The sequence below is a fragment of the Fictibacillus sp. UD genome, from assembly GCF_043558025.1.
Classification (GTDB): domain Bacteria; phylum Bacillota; class Bacilli; order Bacillales; family Fictibacillaceae; genus Fictibacillus.
Window position 1 is genome coordinate 1 of sequence record NZ_JARUHH010000024.1, and the last position, 15,371, is coordinate 15,371.

The 15,371-nt window shown below is 38.8% G+C and carries 19 protein-coding genes; 6 read left to right on the top strand and 13 right to left on the bottom strand.

The window, feature by feature from the left end; all coding sequences use genetic code 11:
• Positions 1 to 167: 167 nt before the first annotated feature.
• The 6 genes from P8610_RS19765 to corA form a co-directional block, all read right to left on the bottom strand.
• Complete coding sequence (locus P8610_RS19765; protein WP_289496714.1) at positions 168 to 815, bottom strand: nitroreductase family protein; 648 nt, start codon at positions 813 to 815, stop codon at positions 168 to 170.
• Between the two features lie 88 nt (positions 816 to 903).
• Entirely contained in the window at positions 904 to 1,125 is a 222-nt protein-coding gene (locus tag P8610_RS19770) for a hypothetical protein (protein ID WP_394605896.1), read from the bottom strand.
• An 84-nt stretch (positions 1,126 to 1,209) separates the two neighbouring features.
• The gene (locus tag P8610_RS19775) at positions 1,210 to 1,731 is read right to left on the bottom strand and encodes a hypothetical protein (RefSeq protein ID WP_394605897.1); all 522 of its coding nucleotides are present in this window, start codon (positions 1,729 to 1,731) and stop codon (positions 1,210 to 1,212) included.
• Positions 1,732 to 1,820: 89 nt separating this feature from the next.
• Positions 1,821 to 2,441: a phosphatase PAP2 family protein gene (locus P8610_RS19780; RefSeq protein WP_394605898.1), complete on the bottom strand. Its 621-nt coding sequence runs from the start codon at positions 2,439 to 2,441 to the stop codon at positions 1,821 to 1,823.
• A 97-nt stretch (positions 2,442 to 2,538) separates the two neighbouring features.
• Complete coding sequence (locus P8610_RS19785; RefSeq protein ID WP_394605899.1) at positions 2,539 to 2,970, bottom strand: general stress protein; 432 nt, start codon at positions 2,968 to 2,970, stop codon at positions 2,539 to 2,541.
• Positions 2,971 to 3,034: 64 nt separating this feature from the next.
• Entirely contained in the window at positions 3,035 to 3,988 is a 954-nt protein-coding gene (gene corA / locus P8610_RS19790; RefSeq protein ID WP_394605900.1) for a magnesium/cobalt transporter CorA, read from the bottom strand.
• A gap of 313 nt (positions 3,989 to 4,301) precedes the next feature.
• Between corA and P8610_RS19795 the strand changes: the two genes are divergently transcribed.
• Positions 4,302 to 5,006, top strand: coding sequence for a hypothetical protein (locus P8610_RS19795; RefSeq protein WP_394605901.1), 705 nt, complete (start codon positions 4,302 to 4,304; stop codon positions 5,004 to 5,006).
• A gap of 33 nt (positions 5,007 to 5,039) precedes the next feature.
• Here the strand turns inward: P8610_RS19795 and P8610_RS19800 are convergent, their stop codons facing one another.
• Positions 5,040 to 5,867 carry a VanW family protein gene (locus P8610_RS19800; RefSeq protein WP_394605902.1) on the bottom strand — a complete coding sequence of 276 codons (828 nt, stop codon included), beginning with the start codon at positions 5,865 to 5,867 and terminating at the stop codon, positions 5,040 to 5,042.
• A 211-nt stretch (positions 5,868 to 6,078) separates the two neighbouring features.
• Between P8610_RS19800 and P8610_RS19805 the strand changes: the two genes are divergently transcribed.
• Both P8610_RS19805 and P8610_RS19810 read left to right on the top strand, forming a co-directional pair.
• Positions 6,079 to 6,990, top strand: a complete 912-nt coding sequence (locus tag P8610_RS19805; protein ID WP_394605903.1) for a permease — start codon at positions 6,079 to 6,081, stop codon at positions 6,988 to 6,990.
• 15 nt (positions 6,991 to 7,005) lie between these two features.
• The gene (locus P8610_RS19810; protein WP_394605904.1) at positions 7,006 to 7,863 is read left to right on the top strand and encodes a TIGR03943 family putative permease subunit; all 858 of its coding nucleotides are present in this window, start codon (positions 7,006 to 7,008) and stop codon (positions 7,861 to 7,863) included.
• Between the two features lie 28 nt (positions 7,864 to 7,891).
• On the opposite strand, the gene P8610_RS19815 is transcribed toward P8610_RS19810, so the two are convergent.
• Positions 7,892 to 8,593 carry a vanadium-dependent haloperoxidase gene (locus P8610_RS19815; RefSeq protein ID WP_394605905.1) on the bottom strand — a complete coding sequence of 234 codons (702 nt, stop codon included), beginning with the start codon at positions 8,591 to 8,593 and terminating at the stop codon, positions 7,892 to 7,894.
• A gap of 414 nt (positions 8,594 to 9,007) precedes the next feature.
• Between P8610_RS19815 and P8610_RS19820 the strand changes: the two genes are divergently transcribed.
• Positions 9,008 to 9,787, top strand: coding sequence for an rRNA adenine N-6-methyltransferase family protein (locus P8610_RS19820; RefSeq protein WP_394605906.1), 780 nt, complete (start codon positions 9,008 to 9,010; stop codon positions 9,785 to 9,787).
• Between the two features lie 235 nt (positions 9,788 to 10,022).
• On the opposite strand, the gene P8610_RS19825 is transcribed toward P8610_RS19820, so the two are convergent.
• From P8610_RS19825 to P8610_RS19835, 3 genes are all read right to left on the bottom strand, one after another.
• Positions 10,023 to 10,955: an ArsA family ATPase gene (locus tag P8610_RS19825; RefSeq protein WP_394605907.1), complete on the bottom strand. Its 933-nt coding sequence runs from the start codon at positions 10,953 to 10,955 to the stop codon at positions 10,023 to 10,025.
• A gap of 14 nt (positions 10,956 to 10,969) precedes the next feature.
• Entirely contained in the window at positions 10,970 to 11,233 is a 264-nt protein-coding gene (locus tag P8610_RS19830) for a cory-CC-star protein (protein WP_066236106.1), read from the bottom strand.
• Positions 11,234 to 11,297: 64 nt separating this feature from the next.
• Positions 11,298 to 13,040, bottom strand: a complete 1,743-nt coding sequence (locus tag P8610_RS19835; RefSeq protein ID WP_394605908.1) for a carbon starvation CstA family protein — start codon at positions 13,038 to 13,040, stop codon at positions 11,298 to 11,300.
• Positions 13,041 to 13,285: 245 nt separating this feature from the next.
• On the opposite strand from P8610_RS19835, the gene P8610_RS19840 reads away from it, so the two are divergent.
• Positions 13,286 to 13,408 (top strand): hypothetical protein, encoded by a 123-nt coding sequence (locus P8610_RS19840; RefSeq protein WP_394605909.1) that lies wholly within the window; start codon positions 13,286 to 13,288, stop codon positions 13,406 to 13,408.
• A 339-nt stretch (positions 13,409 to 13,747) separates the two neighbouring features.
• On the opposite strand, the gene P8610_RS19845 is transcribed toward P8610_RS19840, so the two are convergent.
• Positions 13,748 to 14,170, bottom strand: a complete 423-nt coding sequence (locus P8610_RS19845; protein WP_394605922.1) for a MarR family winged helix-turn-helix transcriptional regulator — start codon at positions 14,168 to 14,170, stop codon at positions 13,748 to 13,750.
• A gap of 247 nt (positions 14,171 to 14,417) precedes the next feature.
• Here P8610_RS19845 and P8610_RS19850 point away from each other — a divergent pair, with 247 nt between their 5' ends.
• On the top strand, positions 14,418 to 14,648 hold the full coding sequence (locus tag P8610_RS19850) for a hypothetical protein (RefSeq protein WP_394605910.1): 231 nt from the start codon (positions 14,418 to 14,420) through the stop codon (positions 14,646 to 14,648).
• Positions 14,649 to 14,704: 56 nt separating this feature from the next.
• On the opposite strand, the gene P8610_RS19855 is transcribed toward P8610_RS19850, so the two are convergent.
• A complete protein-coding gene (locus P8610_RS19855) occupies positions 14,705 to 15,193 on the bottom strand; it encodes a hypothetical protein (RefSeq protein ID WP_394605911.1) in 489 nt (162 codons plus the stop codon).
• Positions 15,194 to 15,371: the final 178 nt, after the last annotated feature.

Consider the following 15,371-nt stretch of genomic DNA (forward strand, 5'->3'; position numbering starts at 1 on the left):
TCTCATTTTGCGCTCGTAAATCTCATTTTGCGCTCGTAAATCTCATTTTGCGCTCGTAAATCTCATTTTGCGCTCGTTCAGCGTGCATAAATGCCGCTGAACGAGCTTAAACCAACAAAAAACTAGCTCCCTAGGTCATTACTGCAACCTAGAAAGCCAGTTTTTCATTAATCTACGTATGTCACGATCTCTTCTACTGCTTTTCGTGCCAGTTTTTTCGGCTGATCTTGCGGATGACCAAGTGATATGACCATATTGATCTGCTTCTCAGACGAAATATCCAGATATTCACGAATCGCATCTTGAGCCAATAACACAGGGCCTGTCATCGGACAAGAACCTAGACCGCGCGCATGTGCAGCAAGCATTAAGTTCTGGATCGCGAGACAGCTGCTCTTAATCCCTTCTTCTTCCCATACGGATTCTTCCGCAAGCTCGATCGGATCAAAGATTTTTTCTCGGAACTTCGACTCGTATGGAGTAGCTAAACAGATGATTAACACAGGAGCTCCTGAGAATGCCGTTGCATAAGGACCGAACGAACGAGTCAGTAATTTCGCTTCCTTCGTTTTGCCGTTGCCTTCCGCTCTGGCTGCCAGTTTATGAATAGCATCCCACGTCATCTCTTCAATTTTTTTCACTTTATCTTTGTTGCGGATTACGATAAATTCCCATGTTTGAGAGTTGGTATCACTCGGCGCATAGCGAGCGCAATCCATGATCTCATAAATATCTTCTTGAGCAACTGATTCATCTGTAAACTTACGAACACTTCTTCTGCCGTGCACGATTTCTTTAAAATCTTCGTATTTCATGATTGTCTCCTCTGACTCAATGAATGTATTAACTTCTTGTATTATACAAAAAATTGGAACCGTCTACAAAACACCAAAAAAACAGTGCCTATTTCGCACTGTTTTCTGCATCGATCTCTTTTTTCGTTTTTATTCTTAAGCCAATTACAATTAGAGATAGGCCAAATAAAATACTGACAAAATTCAGCGGGTCCACATTCAGGCTTTCTCTTTGGACATTTAATTTCTCTACATACGTTCCGATCAGATACGTGCTAATAAGAACGATTATTCCGGCAGTAATTAACCCGGCTTTTACATATGGTTTCATTGTAAAACCACCTTTTCCCTTTTACATCTAACTTATTCTAGGAAAAAGACAGAATACCTTTTATCTAAAAACTAATCGAGTGAACTAATTAGCTTTTGCTAAATTCATTTGCTTCTCAACAAACGATCGAACGTTATCCTCTTCTTTTTTCTTAATCACGAACTCCACATATTTGTCACCCGCATGAAAGCGAACCAAACCCCAGCTCGGATATCCAGGGTTTTCCGCCTGAAGTCCTGTAATCCAATCAACGGAATCAATCTGTTTCCAGTTATAAAACTTTGTAGCAGAGACAACACCTTTTTGACCGATCGCACCTCGCAAAATCTGAGTGAAATAAAGAAGTGTGAGTATAACAAGTAAGCAGATCATTAAAATATTCACAGGCATGGAGAGCTTCAAAAAGCCAAATCCTTGCGTGACGACAACAACGATAATGATCTCATTTGTCCAAAAATTCTTTTGTGTATATTCTCCGCTATATGACAATCCGTAAACAGGAACTGCTCTCTTTTTATCTTTAAAATTTTTGAAGAGGTGATAAAGTGCTATGCCGATTCCAGATGCAATTAAGATACCAAATACCACGTCTAATAAAATACCCATGTAAAACACCCCGCATTTCATATATAGGTATAAACGAAAAATATTGGAAAAAGTTTCAAAACCACTCATAAAAAAAGACGCTAAAATGCTTAGCGCCTAACAAACAATTGATATGTTTTTATAACTGCAAGATTGTAAAACACTCCGCCAGCTATTCCCGCAATAACATCCAGCACATAATGAACGCCTAACTTTACTCTGCTTACCCCGATTAAAAATAGAAACACGATGTAGCCTGCTATAATCTTAGTGTTCTTATACAAACCGGAGAAACTGAGTAGCAAGCTATAAAAGGCAGCTGCATTCATAGCATGAGCACTCGGGTAACCGTACGGACTAGCTTTGACTCTTCTTTCCCATTCTGGAGGTGTTCTTTTAAACAGCTGTTTAAAAAGGGTGGTTAAAAGCCGGATGCCAATTATGTTAAAGATCATGATGTTCCTTTTATCTCGGTCTCCTGTGTTATTGAAGCTTAGAAACAAGAATACACCTAATGGAATCGTAAAGAAACCTGATCCAAGCCTAGTGAAAAACAGCATGAATGGATTTGAAAAGAATTTCGAATCATAAATTGACCGGCTGCAGCTTTCATCAAGTGAACGGTATGGATCTTGATTTCTCACAATTGTTAAAACGATAAAAACCGTCCCGGTAATTAATAAAACAAGAATGGATAAGGAAGAAGTTTTCGTTTTTTCATAGAGTCCCAACACCTTCATCATATATACTGAAGTTATTTTTTTCCTGGAACCCTATTTCTATACGAAAAAAGACACCTCATCAAAAGGTGTCTTCCTAAGTATTGCATTATTTTCGTTCCACCATGACGAGAATCTTTCCGTCCTGCAGATCCTGCATGTAGCGTTCTGCATCATCTTTTGTCACGTCCATATTTAGAAGTATTTCTTTCATATCCTTTTCACCGTCATCAAACATTGCTGCAAAAGGGCCAGCTGCAAGAAGCGGACCAACACCTGGAACCCCTAGGCCAGGAACGGCGATACCGCCTCCAATTCCTGTTAAAAAGCCGGCAATCGTTCCATAAGTGGCATTATCCACGTCATCGTCCATAACTTTTTCTTCTTTAACATGCGTTTCGTCAGCAACACTATCTACCATTTTATCGTCTTTGGCAACAATAGAAATTTCGGATGGATGATAGCCTTTTTCAACGAGTGCTTTGATCGCGCCAACTGCTTCTTCTTCTCTTGTGTATGTACCGATAATATCTTTTTTCATTTGGTTTCCCTCCAAACGGTTCTTTACAAGTAGGTTCCCCTGTTAAACACATTTTAAACAGCTGTTAATCCTGTTCAAACCATCCTTTTTTCTTAAACCAAATGGACATCACAATACCTAATAAAACCATAAAGCCAAGTACGTAAAAGTAACCATTCTCTGTTTGAAGCTCTGGCATGTTCACAAAGTTCATTCCATATAATCCCGCAATAAACGTTAATGGCATGAAGATCGTTGTGATAACCGTTAATGTTTTCATGATATTGTTCATTCGATACGAGTTTAACGAAATATAGTTATCCCGAATATCTGACGTCATCTCTCGAGCTGAAGTCATCATATCAGTCAACCTCAAGAGATGGTCATAGATGTCATGAAAATAGGACCTTTCATCCGCATCCAAACCAACTCGTTTTGACTCAAGCATACGGTATAAAAGCTCACGCATCGGTACAACCGTTTTTCTTAATGTCAGCAGATCCCCTCTAATATCAAAAATCTGATTGATCAGTTTTGGCGCTTCATCATCTTCATTGCTTTCGATGGAAATTACGCGCTCTTCTAACTCATGCATGATCGGAAAATACATATCTACCAGCTTATCCATCAGCTTATGCACAAGTTCGTTTTTTCCCAATTCTGGCGGAACGGTCTCTAACCCTCTTAAATAATTCCATACAAAATCAATCTCAGGAACGTTCTCCTTATGAAAGGTTACGACACTGTTCTTTGTAGTAAAGATATCAACTTCTGTCGCTTCAAGTGTCTTTTGATCCAAAGCATGAACAACATAAAACAAGTGCTCTTCATAGAATTCTACCTTTGGCCGCTGCAGTGCATTTACGCAGTCCTCTACTGCCAAAGGATGAAAGTCAAAAAACGAGCGAAGAAGGTTTGTTTCACCTGGAGTAGGACTGTTAAAATCCACCCAGAACCAATCCGGCTGCATTTCAGCCAATTGCCTAAATGGCGGGTTGAGAATTACTTTTTGATCAATAATCGCTATTGTTCGAATCATAAGCAGACCTTCTCTCTCTTTCTCTTAGGCTGTCTTCGCATACAATGTTGCTCTTTACAGTAGTTTTACTCTGCTGATGTTTGATAAGCAACAATCCTTTAGAAAAGAGCTTTCTTTTATATTATCATTTCCATAATCTCTTTAACTCTTTTCGCGTATTTCAAACATTTTTCTTTTCACATGCGATATTTTACTACAATAAGCCATGCACTTTACTTTTTCAATTGAAACAATAGAAGCATAATTAAAAAATCAAACTTCACAATTCCCTTTTTCTGTTAAAATAAAATTAAAGATGATATGGGAGGTAACGATGAAAAAGATATTAATAATAGCTTGTGTGTGTATCGGCTTTTTCGTTTCAGGTGTTTCTGTTTACAGTTATATGAACGAAAAAAATCGTTACGCATCAGTTACCGTTGTTCCCGAAAAGCGTGATGACCTTCCGCTTTATAAAGGGTTAGAATTTCAAGAACATAACTATTTAATCAAAGGAAATCATTGGTATGACGTTTATGGGTTTTATAAAAAGCAGATGCCTCTTCATGGCTGGAAACTTGTACATAAACAAGCATTCATTGAAGATTGGGGCGGGTTTATGATGACTTGGGAAAAGGAAGGTAAAGAACTGCATATAGGCGGCGGATGGATTCCTAATGAAAACACAACAGAAGTTAGGTTTGACCTTAGACCTATTATGCGCAGCACGAATTGGATTGAGGCGATTCCGAGCAGTATTTGTGTTTATACTAATAAAGAAGCTGACACCTGCAGCACAATAACCGATCGTAACAAGATTGAGCAATTTGTTAAATGGGTTAATGATGAAGCAATTGATAAAGAAGATGCTTCCCTTCAAAAGGATTACGGAATTGTCGAAATGAACGGTAAAAAAATCGAAATTCATTATGATCCTGAACTCCCTTCTTTCACCTTAAAATCTGCTGATGGCCGTAAACAGCTGAAACCAGAGCCTTTATTGGAACTTTTGGGATTAACAGAATTACAGACAAAGTAAAACCTTGGCCCGCTTTTTCGGCCAAGGTTTTTTTTATGCCTCTTTTTGACTGGTTTCTAAGAGAGGTTCATACATCATGATTGCATGGTTTTCTGTTACATATTCATCATCAATCTGCTGCTTCATCTTGTTGAACACTTTCCGATGAATAAGATTGTGTCTGAGATAACCACCCCAATATGCCGGTGTGATCCAATGTTCTTTTTCATACACTTTGTATGATTGCAGTGGCTCCTGCTCAGTTCGCCATTCTCCAACAAGATGAGTATCCGTCAGGTAAAGGTGTAGCTGGTAGTTTTTATCGGTTGTGTTTTTGATCTGCAGATCCAAATAATTATAAGCACAGGTTGCTCCGCTTCCGAACGGCTGTGTGCGCTTTGAATCAGGAAACACATCATAGCTATGCCGATGACGCTCCGTTACGGTCAGCGGTGTGTGCAGCGTCATCCAGTAAATCAAGTTGGACAGCTGACAAAGCCCTCCTCCCGTTCCCTTTTTAAACGTTCCGTAGAAGAGAACCATTCCATCCACATAGCCTTTCGACCGTGATGTTGTTCCAATTCCCTTCCAATAGGAAAACGTCTCTCCAGGCTTGACCACGATTCCGTTTAATCGTTTAATGGCGATCTGAAGATTTTTCACTTTGTTGTGTTGATACCACATGTCCACGTCTTTCAATTTCCGAAGAAGAATGGTCTGATGCGAAAAACTGACGAAAGGAAGTTTTTCACTGCTAATTGTTTTTGCATACGTCTTATCATCTGTAAACCATTCTATGTATCTTTTTAACGTGTAATACTTTTTGCCTAGCGAGATTCGAAATGCCGAACGCCGCTTAGGACGCAAGTCGAAATGGTTCATCCTGTACCCCCTTTTCTCAATTTCAGCGTGGGAAATAAATTGTTTGGGGTCAGACCCCATTTCCCACAATCTTCTAATTCTTTATTTTCCATTTATTTTCCTTCAATAGATACGTTATAGTGAAGTTAATGTTAAATGGAAATTCACAAAATTTATTTTTTATGATAATAATTAGCTTGTTAATCGCTGATTCGTTTGGAGGAATACTTGGATGCTCGACAAATCTTTTTTACAGATGAATACTGTTTTTATTAGCATCCTCATTGAAGCACTGCCGTTTGTTCTGATCGGTGTGCTCATTGCTGGTGTTATTCAGATGTTTGTTACAGAAGAAATGGTTGCTCGGATCATGCCTAAGAACAAAGTGGCCGCGATTTTGTTTGGTGCTTTCTTAGGAGCTATTTTCCCTGCTTGTGAATGTGGAATTGTTCCGATTACAAGAAGGTTAATTGCTAAGGGAGTTCCTGCTTTTGCTGCCATCCCTTTTATGCTGACAGGACCTATTATTAATCCTGTAGTGTTATTTTCTACTTTTGTCGCATTCGGCAATCAGTGGGATGTTATGATCTATCGAGGCGGTCTTGCCATGATCGTGGCGATACTTGTAGGTTTTTTACTAGCTGTTCAGTTTAAGAATGCAAAAGTGCTAAAAAATGAGATTGGTGTAATTACAAATTCACCAGGGGGAATCGAAACAGCTGCAACTGTTTCAGCACCTCAGATCTCTCTATACAATAAGATCAAAGGTACATTTGTACACGCAGTTGAAGAATTTTTTTCAGTGGGAAAATACCTCGTCATTGGTGCGTTAATTGCCGCAAGCATGCAAACGTACGTGAAAACTTCAACATTGCTAGAAATCGGACAAGGTGAGGTTTCCTCTTCACTAGTAATGATGGGATTAGCTTTTGTGCTCTCACTTTGCTCAGAAGCAGATGCATTCATCGCGTCTTCTTTCCAGAGCACGTTTACGATTGGATCGATCGTTGCGTTCCTTGTATACGGACCGATGCTTGATATTAAGAATGTGCTAATGATGCTTGCTGTTTTTAAGAAGAAATTAGTGTTAAGTCTGATCGGCTATATTACGGTCCTTGTGCTGCTCGGATCATTATTTCTTTAGGGGAGGTGTTATCCTATGATTCGTATCCTGATACTCATTGGCTTTACTTTTTTGTTCATGCACTTGCATGCGACTGGTGATATTAGCAAATACATTAACATGAAATATTCGTATATCTCGTTTTCGGCTATATTTATCCTAGGTTTTTTAACGCTCGTACAGTTCTACATTTATGGTAAGAGTGAAGACGGCGAGCATGTACATGATGACTCTTGCACACCCGATTGCGGGCATGACCATCACAAAAAACCTTCACGTTTTAAAAATTTCACAGTTAACAGTATACTCATTTTCCCGATTATCTCAGGTCTGTTTTTTCCTATTGCTTCTCTAGATTCCGAGACGGTAAAAACAAAGGGGTTCCACTTTAAAGGCCTGGAAAATGAAGGTGACTTTGGGGAGCACCAATTTTTAAAACCGGATACGAGTGTGTACTATGGCAAAGAAAGTTATAACTCGATCATGGACAAAGAACTTAAGCCATTTACGAAAGGCGATACCGTCGTGCTAAACGACAAAAATTATTTAAAAGGCATGGAAAGCATCTATTACAAACCAGGAATTTTCCTTGATAAAAAAGTACAGTTTACAGGGTTTACGTATAATGCTGATGATCAGTCTAAGAGCAAAAAAAATGAATTGTTCCTTCTTCGTTTCGGAATCATTCACTGCATAGCAGATTCTGGTGTATTCGGCATGATGGTGGAGTTTCCTGAAGGCACCTCGTTTCCAAACGATAAGTGGATCGAAGTCGATGGAACCATTGAAACACAGTATTATCAGCCATTTAAAGCAGATATACCCTATGTAAAAGTGAAAAGCTGGAAAGAGATTGAAAAACCCGAAGAAGAATATGTATTTAGAGGATATTAAAAACCGGACCATTAAACGTCCGGTTTTTTCATATATTTTGTGATTTAATCAATTGGACGACAATCTCGCCAAGCTGCCTTCCCAATGACAGCCCCTCATCATTATCAACTTTAAAATGGACGCCCGCATACAATCTCGACATTGCACACTCTTCCATCAACTGGTGAATGCGATACGTTTCCTGTGGAAAATAGTAACTTAAGATCACCTCAGAACACCCTGCCATAACCGCATGAGCAGAAGGGTAACCTGGAAAACGAGGTGTGTATAATACCGTTTTTAAATTCCGGTCGTATTGACAAGGTCTTGCAACATCCCAAAGATATTTAAAGTACCACGTAATCACAAATGCATCGTTAATGGCAGCTTGATAGAATGCTAAAAATCTAGCCGCTTTCGTTGAGGCTAGACCGTAAGTTTCCATCATATTGTAAACAATGGGCATGGTCTGCCTATTTACCTCGCCAGTTGCCCAAACTTGAGCAATCCTGATCTGTTCAGGCGTTATCTGCTGAAGCACTTGTTTTACAATATAAAGCTCACTCTCCCAATCGATCGTGTTTGGGTCTTTAATTCTCCATGTGATTGGGTTTCTGAATGGGTCAAAAAATTCGTTCCCTTTTCTCGTAATAAAAAACATCGGCCATGATCCTGCTTCAGGAGTTACTGGAGTTGGGGGATATGACTCACCTGGGTATGGAATGGCAGACCACCTTAAATAATCTCTCATTTTCAGCCCCCTTAACTTTTTTGCCACCTCATAAGGCTTGCTGTACGTGTTCTTATATTTATTACACGTTCGCGCAGCGTGCAGCCTTTTACGCGCGGTATTCCCTTACTTCACGCGCTTCCGCCTTTTTTACGCGCATGTTTGATTATTTCACGCGCAAACGCTGCATTTTTGCACGCAAGCATACCCTTTTCCAACTATATTGGCAGCTTCAAAACAACAATTTTTCTTAAAAAAACGCATCAAAAATAATATGCTTACTTAAAAAGGTTATGAAGCTGGACAAAAACTTTAGAACGGCAGTTGTTTTTTAGTGGTTAACAAACCATTTTACCTTTAATTTTATTAATCTCCTCTATTCACTAGATCTAAATTTTGGTATCATTTTCCTTAAACTAATTGGGGCTGATATTGATGACTTCTTTTAAACAATCGTTTAATTTTGTCGCGGATTTTTATGAACGATACCGTCCTGCTTATCCTACTGACTTGTTTAAAGATATTATTTCTTACTCAGATTTAGATGTGAATGACTCACTTTTGGAGATTGGAAGCGGAACGGGAAAGGCAACTGAGGGTTTCTTAAAAAGTGGTTACTCGAATATTACTTGCATTGAATATGGAGAAAATCTAGCATTGCTGACTCAGAAGAAATTCTCTCCGTATCCTAACCTACAAATTGTTCATTCTGATTTTGAAGAATGGACTAATCCAGATCACAAGAAATTCGATCTCGCTTTTTCGGGAACAGCATTTCACTTTATTCCATATGAAGAAGGCTATCGAAAAGTTTCCTCTCTTTTAAATGAAGACGGTGTGCTTGCTCTCTTTTGGTTCGTACATGTGGCGTCCGACGAAGCAGTCTATCAATCTATTAGAGAAGTTTATAAAAAGCATGCACCACATCTTAATGACCGCAACATTCCATCATTAGAAGAATTTATAAAAGAGCGAAGTGATCTCACATTGAAGGCTGGAGAATTTCATGATTTAAAAGTCCATACATATACATGGGAGCAAGTTTATTCAGCAGAAGATTATATCGGACTCTTAAACACGCATTCTGGCCATCAAGTGCTTACCGCAGAACAAAAACGCCCACTTTATCAAGGAATACAGCTAGCGATTCAAAAGAACGGCGAACAGATTACGAAAAAACATACTGTAGCGTTGTTTTTAACAAGAAAAAATTAGGTAACTAATATTAGTTCTTTTGGGGAAGACACGTCTCACGACAAATAAGAGATGTATCCAAAAATTTTGCTGTTCAATCCAGAAATTTTGCTGTTCAATCCAAAAGTTTTGATGCCCAATCCACAAAAATCAGCTATGAATCCACAAATTATAATTTACAGAAAGAGGTGTCCTTTCCACATGGAAAACTATTAAAAAACCAGCGTCAACCTAAAAAGGTCTGCGCTGGTTATTTCTATGCCTTCAACAATTCCGTCGTTTTTAAAAACTCGCTATACTCCTGCAAGCCTTCCCTTGTTGCAATATCATGGTCGAACATCGGAACATATATTTTCTCTGTATCTTTAAACATTTGTTTAATGTCTTCGAGATACGGCCGCTCTGCTTCTTTCCGGTTTCTCATAAATGTTCCTTCTACTTCTTCAGGGATGACTTTGTTTACGATGATCTTACTGACAGAGATGCCATGTTCTTTTAATGTTTTTACCGCACTCGCTGTTTCTAAGATGGGCAAACGCTCAGGATTCACTACCATCATATATGTCGTTTTTTCCTTATCAATGATTAACTCTCTTACTTTACTAAACTTCTGCCTTCTCGCCTGAAGAACTTCATAGATTGGATCCTCTCTCGTTTCGCCGTCGTACAAAAGCTGTGTGTAGTTATCCTGAACCTTCTTTCGTTTTTCTAAAAGCCCATCCATCCAGACACCCATGAATTCTGGTAAAAGCAAGAGTCTTAATGTGTGCCCTGTCGGTGCGGTATCAAACACGACCGTCTCATATTTTTTGCTGTCTTCTAACAAGATGGACGTCATTTTATCAAATACAGCCGCTTCTGCAGCGCCAGGGGATTTGCCGGCAAGATCGAGCTGACGGTGCACCTCTTCAAGCATCGTCACCTTTACTAGTCCTTTTATGTTCTGTTTCACTTGTTCCATATACACCAGGGCTTCTTTGTCAGAATCAATTTCAATTAAATCAAGGTTTGGGGCAATGTTCGTTTTCCCTTTTACTTTTTTCACTTGAAAAAGATCTCCTGTATTATGGGCTGGGTCAGTTGAAACGAGAAGCGTCTTCTTTCCTTCTCTTGCGCAAAGAACGGCAAATGCAGAAGCCGTTGTACTTTTTCCGACTCCGCCTTTTCCACCAATAAAATAAATCTTCATATCAAATTTCTCTCCTAACAGCAGCGAATTCCTTCTAAAGGTGATTTATCCATACCCATTCTCATATGCCAATCGTGAAATTTTTCTAAAAGCAGAGGATATAGTTCTAACGTGTAATAATAAGCAGGATTGGGAATTCCAAGCATTTCTGATACACATAAAAGCATGAACAAATCCTCTTCATTTCTTAATTCTCTTGCAATTTCTGCACGATGCGGCTGCTTCAAGATTTGATCGTACAGATCAACAGCTGTTTTCAATTTCTCTAAAAAAGACATATCTCTCGCTGCCCCCTCCTTGAAAAGAAAGTAGAGACTAGCTTTCCTAGCCTCTACTTCACGATTACATATCCGTTGTTAACGGTTCTGTTGTCTTTTTCCTAAAAGTAGCTAACGCTTCTAAAATAATCCACAGCGTAAACCCTAAAATCAAGCTTCCGAAAATAAAGAGCAGCATGTTTGCATCGTTATCTCCCATACCTGACCATGTAAACACAACCTGCTGAATCATCGCCCAAAGTGTCATAAAGAACACAAAGAGCATCGGAATTAACGTAACCATGTAATTTCGGCCAAGACGTTTTAGCCAGATGGTTATAAGGAGCAAGGAAATCCCCGCTAAAAGCTGATTGCTTGTTCCAAACAATGGCCATAACAGATATCCGCCTGATCCAAAACCGTTCGGACCTTGAGGAAGGATAACGAGAGCTGTAGAGGAAACAGCTGCAATGGATGTTGCAACATGTTTCTTTTCAAGAGAACGAACCTTGTATTCTACTCCAAGCTCTGAAATGATATAACGCATTAAACGGAACGATGTATCAAGAGATGTAGCAGCAAAACTTACGATAATAACGGCAACGATCGTAGCTGCGATATCAGCTGGAATCCAGAGCCCTGTCGCAAGCTGAGCGGCTCCTCCGATAAAGGCACCAAGTCCGCCTGAGCTTGCTGCAGCAAAGCTATTATAAGTTGCTAGGAAATCTCCTTGTGTAGCAAAAACTGTTGAAACCGCAATGATTGCGATTAATGCAAGAGTACCTTCACCTACAGCACCTGCATACCCAACAAAACGGGCATCTGTTTCTTTATCAAGCTGTTTGGAAGTTGTCCCTGATGATACAAGTCCGTGGAATCCAGAGATCGCTCCACACGCAATTGTAATAAATAATAACGGAAACCATGGAACATCTCCTGCAGCAGCGTTTACAGCTGGTGCCGTAATCTTCGGCTGAAGGAAAACAAGCCCTAAATAAAGCATAAGCAAGCCAACCACTAATTGGTGAGAATTGATGTAATCACGAGGCTGAAGCAGCTTCCAGACCGGAAGAACGGAAGATATGTAACAATAGACCATTAGTATGACGATCCATACTAAGAATGCAGAACCAACTGCACCTAGACCGAATAATCCTGCAGCTTCTGCACCGCCAAAGTATTTTACTAAGTCGATTTGGAGTGCTGGAATCTTGCTTGAAAGAATAGCTGTACCATACATGACTACTAAAGCAATGATGGACGGAATAAGCATTTCTTTTTTACGTTTGTATACCGCATAACCAATCCATACCGCTAATGGGATCTCGATAAAGACTGGCAAAACACTTGCCGGAAACTTAATGAACAGATTTGAAATAACCCATGCAAATACGGCATTAACCATTAACATCAAAATTAAAATAATGAATAAGAACATAATTTTTGCACGTTTTCCAATGATCGTGCTTGTGATGGATCCGACAGATTGCCCCTTATGACGAGCAGATAGTACAAGTGTACCAAAATCATGAATACCTGCCGCGAACACTGTACCAAAAATAACCCATAAAAATGCTGGTAACCAGCCCCAGTATAGTGCGATTGCAGGACCTACTATAGGTGACGCCCCTGCTACAGAAGAAAAATGATGTCCCCATAAAACAAATTTGTTTGTAGGAACGAAGTCGACTCCATCATTGTACTTGTGAGCCGGAGTAACATAATTCGGGTCAAGTTTATAAATTTTTTCTGCTACGAACTTGGAGTAATACTTGTACCCGAACGCAAACATTAACATCCCAATAATGGCTAACCAAACGGAATTCATCTTCAATAACCCCCTCCTTATGACCTGGTCTTACTTTTAAATCATATATGAAAGCGTTCACACTAGTCAATATATTCTGACTATTTATTCGACATTCTTGCACTAATTCTTATCTCGTTCAAATGTACTGTATGGATTGAAAACATGTGAGTTCTAGGAAAGCAGTACTATTGTTTCGACATTTTAGAGGATAATTATCGATTGAAGGAGAAATATGGGGAAACAGAGAAGGGAGGAAAAGAATAATGAGTGAAGTGATCATCCGTCATCTAGTGAAGCGTCATTTCACAAAGAAAAATATAAAAGATCAACATCTTCAACAATTGCTTGTCCATTTTCTTCTTTCAGTCAGGAAAGAAAAACATTAAAAAAGACAAATATACGGCAATCATATAATTTTTTATCTAATCAAGAGTATCTGGTTAATCAGGTACTCTTTCTTATTTTTACTTTGCAGCTCTTGAAAGTGGTTGATCTCCGTTACAGGTACTCTCTTTCCACAGGGCGTACGGTGATCCTCCTGAAAATTAGAATTCAAGGAAGTATTCTTGCTGCTACTGCGTTAACAAGTAAATGCTAAAAAGTAAGATTCCATGTCGCATGTCTTCCTAGAAGCTCCTCAGGTGGTACGCCCGCATCCTTCACTCCAATCAAAAGATACTAAGACTAACAATGGAAAGCAACAATCTTTTACATTCACCGCTACGTTACATCACCTTGCTCAAGATTTTCAACGAATGGAGAATCGTATCACGCTCAAAATCTGTAAGCTGCGAAAAACTTTCTGTTAAACGGTTGTTTATGATCGTGTCTATCTCGGATGCCGTCTGCACTCCATTTTCTGTTAAGGTAAGCAGATATATTCTTTTGTCGTTAGGGTTCGGAGTCTTTTTAACAAGGCCCGCTTTAATCAAGGTTTGTATTTGCCTGCTGAAAGTCGTGATATCAACTCCTAGAATATCTGCAGTTTGCTGCATAGAAAGCCGAGCGTGTTTATTTATTTCATATAAGATATGACTATGTGCGAGTGTAAGATTTGCCTCCCCCATACGAAAGCTGCTTTTCTGTATGCTATCATATTTCCTGCTTAAATTTTGCAACAAACCCCTAACATTCTCCAACAAAAACACCACCTTGTTATCACTATAAATGATTCCTCTGAAGATTTAAATAATTCCACCTGCTTCATTCGTAAAAACCTTTAGTATTTTTTTACTACTAAAATCACAATTAAATGGGTAGTGAAGTGTTATCCCCATACTATCCTTTTTATTTTTAGTACAAAAGACTCGTTATTGTACTAATCCCTAGGTTTATAACTTCTACATTAGGGTAACTAAGAATTATAGAGAAAAGGAATTTGAGTTGGGGGTATCAATGAATATGTACAGAGTGGAGCAGAAACGCAGTAAGCTAGGCTTTTGGCTCGAACAGCATAATAAAGATACTGACTGGTTAACTCGAACAACTGGTATCGAAAGAAAAATAATAGAAGAATTAGCATCTAATCCAAATAAAAATCCAAGAATGATTGCCATAAGGAAGATATTATATGCAGTAAAAAGAGTCGATCCAACAATTAAGGTTAGTGATTTATGGGATATGTAAATGAAACAAGCACTCCAGGTATAAACCAGGGGTGCTGTTTTTTTGTTCTATTTTCTCTAGCGTGTTTTAAGCAAATCTCCTACTTTCGACTTCATGCATGTAATAACTGTATTCTTATACTTAACTGCTATTAAGATTACTTTTAATCGCTGAAAATGAGAAAGTTCTTTAAATCTTTTATCCTCTCTTATAAATGCACGAATGATTGATATAGAGTTATTACTCATATTGTCGCGTACCCACTCTTTTCCTGATTTCCTTCGTTCTGCACGATATAAACCCTTGAACCAGTCCTCCACACCTGTTTCATTTGACTGCTCATCTATAATACACAGCGCGTATTTATTTTTTGTGTGTTTCGTTAAATACTCATAACGGTCATTTCCGCAAATAATGCTAAAATCATTATTTTTTTCTTTTTTTACAACCAGCATATACATGCAGTCCCACATTCTATTTCTAAGTTTCTTTACATGTTCTGTTATCTTAATGGTAAGATTCGGCTTAATCTTATGCAGCGGAATATATTGTACATTCAACTTCATTTTTATCCTCCTCTTTTCGTATGGAGTCGGCATGTGTTTAGTATATGAAGGATAACGGGCAAATGGTGCCTATAAAGTAAAACTTGGCTAACGGCTAGCCTTTTGGTGCCAGTTACAACGTCTAAAATTCTAACAATCAGCTTACTTTTAATTTCTATAATAAAAAGCCACCCCTCAC

Coding starts and splice junctions, on each gene's coding strand:
- P8610_RS19765 (WP_289496714.1), bottom strand. CDS start 815: ATGAAATACGAAGATTTTAAAGAAATCGTGCACGGCAGAAGAAGTGTT.
- P8610_RS19770 (WP_394605896.1), bottom strand. CDS start 1,125: ATGAAACCATATGTAAAAGCCGGGTTAATTACTGCCGGAATAATCGTT.
- P8610_RS19775 (WP_394605897.1), bottom strand. CDS start 1,731: ATGGGTATTTTATTAGACGTGGTATTTGGTATCTTAATTGCATCTGGA.
- P8610_RS19785 (WP_394605899.1), bottom strand. CDS start 2,970: ATGAAAAAAGATATTATCGGTACATACACAAGAGAAGAAGAAGCAGTT.
- corA (WP_394605900.1), bottom strand. CDS start 3,988: ATGATTCGAACAATAGCGATTATTGATCAAAAAGTAATTCTCAACCCG.
- P8610_RS19795 (WP_394605901.1), top strand. CDS start 4,302: ATGAAAAAGATATTAATAATAGCTTGTGTGTGTATCGGCTTTTTCGTT.
- P8610_RS19800 (WP_394605902.1), bottom strand. CDS start 5,867: ATGAACCATTTCGACTTGCGTCCTAAGCGGCGTTCGGCATTTCGAATC.
- P8610_RS19805 (WP_394605903.1), top strand. CDS start 6,079: ATGCTCGACAAATCTTTTTTACAGATGAATACTGTTTTTATTAGCATC.
- P8610_RS19810 (WP_394605904.1), top strand. CDS start 7,006: ATGATTCGTATCCTGATACTCATTGGCTTTACTTTTTTGTTCATGCAC.
- P8610_RS19815 (WP_394605905.1), bottom strand. CDS start 8,593: ATGAGAGATTATTTAAGGTGGTCTGCCATTCCATACCCAGGTGAGTCA.
- P8610_RS19820 (WP_394605906.1), top strand. CDS start 9,008: ATGACTTCTTTTAAACAATCGTTTAATTTTGTCGCGGATTTTTATGAA.
- P8610_RS19825 (WP_394605907.1), bottom strand. CDS start 10,955: ATGAAGATTTATTTTATTGGTGGAAAAGGCGGAGTCGGAAAAAGTACA.
- P8610_RS19830 (WP_066236106.1), bottom strand. CDS start 11,233: ATGTCTTTTTTAGAGAAATTGAAAACAGCTGTTGATCTGTACGATCAA.
- P8610_RS19835 (WP_394605908.1), bottom strand. CDS start 13,040: ATGAATTCCGTTTGGTTAGCCATTATTGGGATGTTAATGTTTGCGTTC.
- P8610_RS19840 (WP_394605909.1), top strand. CDS start 13,286: ATGAGTGAAGTGATCATCCGTCATCTAGTGAAGCGTCATTTCACAAAG.
- P8610_RS19850 (WP_394605910.1), top strand. CDS start 14,418: ATGAATATGTACAGAGTGGAGCAGAAACGCAGTAAGCTAGGCTTTTGG.
- P8610_RS19855 (WP_394605911.1), bottom strand. CDS start 15,193: ATGAAGTTGAATGTACAATATATTCCGCTGCATAAGATTAAGCCGAAT.